Below are 2,598 nucleotides of genomic sequence, written 5' to 3'. Positions count from 1 at the left end.
GCCACCCCCTCCCTCGGACCAGCACCTGGCCGCCGGCTGACGCCCGCCCCCCGCTGGCTACCCTGGACGCATGGACTACGTCTCCGCGCTCCTGCCCCCGGCCGTCATGGCCGCTCTCTTCATCGGCGTGATCCGGGTGATCGTGAAGACCCAGGGCGGCGCCAACAAGGCCAAGGAAGACGCCGCGGTGGACGCGGCCGTCGCACGCGCGGAGGCCGCGCACCAGGCAGGCCCCGCCAAGAGCGACGCCTGACCTCGAACCGCGGCCCCTCCGGCCGGCCACCCCGGCCACCCCGGCCCCGCCTCACGCCGTACGCCCCTTTTGTTCACGTTCCACACGCCATACCCGAGTTCTCCCACTATTGTTCTGAGGTGTGCCTCGCCCCTTGGGAGAACTCGAAGACGCGGTCATGACGCGGGTGTGGAAGTGGAACCGCCCGGTGACCGTTCGAGAAGTCCTGGAAGATCTTCAGAAGGAACGCTCCATCGCCTACACCACGGTGATGACCGTTTTGGACAATCTCCATCAGAAGGGCTGGGTGCGCCGAGAGGCGGAAGGCCGGGCCTATCGATATGAGGCGGTCTCCACTCGCGCCGCCTACGCCGCCGCGCTGATGAACGACGCCTGGTCGCAGAGCGACAACGCGGCAGCCGCCCTCGTCGCCTTCTTCGGCATGATGAGCGACGAACAGCGCCAGGCCCTGACAGATGCAGTACGCATCGTCCAGCTCCCGGAATCAGCGGAACCCGGCGACAACCCGGCGGACAACCCGGCCGAGAACCCGCCCGACAACCCGGCGGAGAACCCCCCGACCGAGAACCCCGGCTCCGCGGAGGACCGCCCCGGACGATAGCGTCCGCTCATGTCAGCAGACAGCTCAGCAGACACCCCTGAAGTCACCGCGAATGCCCTGACCGTCCGACGAGCCCGTACCAGCGATGTCCCGGCCGTACGCCGGCTCTTGGACGCCTACGTCCGCGAGGGCATCCTGCTCGACAAAGCGACGGTGACCCTTTACGAGGACATCCAGGAGTTCTGGGTCGCGGAACGGGACGACAACGCCGAGGTCGTCGGCTGCGGCGCCCTGCACGTGATGTGGGAAGACCTCGCGGAAGTCCGCACTCTCGCGGTGAAGCCCGGCCTGAAGGGCGCCGGCGTCGGTCACCGGTTGCTGGAGAAGTTGCTGCAGACCGCCCGCTGGCTCGGTGTTCGCCGCGTATTCTGTCTCACCTTCGAAGTCGAGTTCTTCGGCAAGCACGGCTTCGTGGAGATCGGTGAGACGCCGGTCGACACGGATGTGTACGCCGAGCTGCTGCGTTCCTATGACGAGGGCGTCGCGGAGTTCCTCGGTCTCGAACGAGTGAAACCGAACACCCTGGGCAACAGCCGGATGCTTCTGCATCTGTGATCGTCACGGATTCCGTCCCGCAACCCCTTGACGTGGTGCCCTATGTCCGAAACGCGCATGTTTCCGGGCGGGGGGCGGCCGACGAGTCTCTGCCAGGGGTTTGTGTTTTTCCGGCAAAAGCGGTTTGCTTTCCGACGTACTGCAGTACTGCATATAACAGGGGACGGCGATACGGCGGACGCCGGCACACCCCGGTCCTCAAGATATCGATGAAAGGAAATCCGGTGGCACAGAAGGTTCAGGTCCTTCTTGTCGACGACCTCGACGGCGGCGAGGCGGACGAGACCGTGACGTTCGCGCTGGACGGCAAGACGTACGAGATCGATCTCACGACCGCCAATGCGGACAAGCTGCGCGGCCTTCTCGAGCCTTACGTGAAGAGCGGTCGTCGTACCGGAGGCCGCGCTTCGGGCGGGCGCGGAAAGGCGCGTGCTTCTTCCGGTGGCAGCCAGGACACGGCGGCGATCCGCGCGTGGGCGAAGGAGAACGGTTACGAGGTCAACGACCGCGGCCGTGTTCCCGCGTCCATCCGCGAGGCCTACGAGAAGGCGAACGGCTGAGGGTCGGTCCGACCGGCCCGGGAACGGCCCGTCACAAGGCCGGTACGACCGTCGGCTCGGCGCACCCGCGCCGCAGCCGGACACGGTGGCACTGGGTCGCCACCGTGTTCACCACCCGCATGAGATCAAGGGCACCCGCGCGGCCCCCCATCGCCGACAACCTCGGCAGCGAGACCTCCACCTCGCACCCCGACACGGGGGGCCGCAACCACACAGCGGCCCCCTGCGAACGCTTCGACCCCGAGCCCCCGGCACCCGAGGCACCCACAGCCCCCGAGGGCCCCGGAATCACCGCAGCGCTCGAAGGCCCCGCAGCTCCGAAGCGCCCTGCAGCGCCCACAGATCCGGCGCCCGGAGGACCAGCAGCCCCTGAGGGCACCGGAAGACTCGCGGCATTCGAGAGGCCCGCAGCGCCGAAGGGTGCCGCACTCGAGGCGAAGGCAGCACCCGGCCGGCTCGAAAGGCCCGCGGCCTCCGAAGCGCCCTCGGCGCGCAAAGCCCCCACCCCCGAGGCGCCCGCGGTCTTCGAAGCGCCGCCAGCGCCCGAAGCTCCCACCCCGGAGGCGCCCCCAGCGCCCGAAGCCCCCACCCCCGAGGCCCCCGCGGCACCCGAAGGCCCCGCAGTCCCG

General features: G+C 68.7%; 4 protein-coding genes. All 4 read left to right on the top strand.

Annotated features, from left to right (window positions below):
* Positions 1-70 precede the first annotated feature (70 nt).
* The 4 genes from N4P33_RS34475 (at position 71) to N4P33_RS34460 (ending at position 1,969) form a co-directional block, all read left to right on the top strand.
* Positions 71-253 (top strand): hypothetical protein, encoded by a 183-nt coding sequence (locus tag N4P33_RS34475; RefSeq protein WP_260830854.1) that lies wholly within the window; start codon positions 71-73, stop codon positions 251-253.
* Positions 254-410: 157 nt separating this feature from the next.
* Positions 411-854, top strand: a complete 444-nt coding sequence (locus tag N4P33_RS34470; protein ID WP_399030662.1) for a BlaI/MecI/CopY family transcriptional regulator — start codon at positions 411-413, stop codon at positions 852-854.
* A gap of 9 nt (positions 855-863) precedes the next feature.
* Complete coding sequence (locus N4P33_RS34465) at positions 864-1,409, top strand: amino-acid N-acetyltransferase (protein WP_260830852.1); 546 nt, start codon at positions 864-866, stop codon at positions 1,407-1,409.
* 224 nt (positions 1,410-1,633) lie between these two features.
* On the top strand, positions 1,634-1,969 hold the full coding sequence (locus N4P33_RS34460) for an Lsr2 family protein (RefSeq protein WP_260830851.1): 336 nt from the start codon (positions 1,634-1,636) through the stop codon (positions 1,967-1,969).
* Positions 1,970-2,598: the final 629 nt, after the last annotated feature.

The sequence above is a fragment of the Streptomyces sp. 15-116A genome (assembly GCF_025290915.1).
GTDB lineage: Bacteria > Actinomycetota > Actinomycetes > Streptomycetales > Streptomycetaceae > Streptomyces.
Note: the sequence above shows the minus strand (reverse complement) of the source record. Positions and strands in the feature narration are given on the sequence as shown.

Excerpts from the sequence above, each read along its gene's own strand:
- N4P33_RS34475 (WP_260830854.1), top strand. The coding sequence starts at position 71 with ATGGACTACGTCTCCGCGCTCCTGCCCCCGGCCGTCATGGCCGCTCTC.
- N4P33_RS34470 (WP_399030662.1), top strand. The coding sequence starts at position 411 with ATGACGCGGGTGTGGAAGTGGAACCGCCCGGTGACCGTTCGAGAAGTC.
- N4P33_RS34465 (WP_260830852.1), top strand. The coding sequence starts at position 864 with ATGTCAGCAGACAGCTCAGCAGACACCCCTGAAGTCACCGCGAATGCC.